Raw genomic sequence first — 545 nt, 5'->3', positions numbered from 1 at the left:
ATTTGAAACAGAAGCAGCAGAAGCTGAACTTGTTTAACTAACCTTTGGGGCTATGGCGACATAGCCCCCTTTTTTTATTCTTATATAGGAGGGACTATGTCCTTATTTGCACCCAGTTGTTTAGACGACTTTTTGATTAACAATTCAACAGAGCGAGAAGTATTGGAGCTCATTCTCAGTCGCCAATTGCCATTTCCATTTAATGGCAAAAGTGGCATTTTGCTGCATGGCACTTATGGCACTGGTAAAAGCACTTTAGGATTTTTATTGCCTAGCCTGCTTGAAACAGCGTATGCAGGTAACTATCCACAAACAAGCCCTATTGGGCAAATGCAGGTAGTTGAAGATGCTATCCCTGAGATATTTCGTTGTGGAGGGGGTTTAAGTAGCACGGCGATTGTTAAGCAGATCACCATGTGCAATAGCCGAAATCCTTTTCACCACTATGGTCAAACTGACTACTTCTTGTTTGATGAGGTGGATAAGCTCACTGTATCTGCACAGCAGTCACTTAAATCAGTCATGGACTTGAAGCGTTGTCAGTT

At 42.2% G+C, this 545-nt stretch carries 1 protein-coding gene; it reads left to right on the top strand.

The genetic code is table 11. The features are described from left to right. Positions 1-96: 96 nt before the first annotated feature. Positions 97-545: hypothetical protein (locus VC182_RS11490; RefSeq protein ID WP_416350593.1), on the top strand; the 449-nt coding region annotated here is incomplete at its 3' end.

The organism is Polynucleobacter sp. AP-Nickl1-40-C4, from assembly GCF_035012665.1.
Lineage (GTDB): Bacteria > Pseudomonadota > Gammaproteobacteria > Burkholderiales > Burkholderiaceae > Polynucleobacter.
The sequence above is the reverse complement of the archived record's forward strand: the minus strand, read 5'-3'. Positions and strand labels throughout refer to the sequence as shown.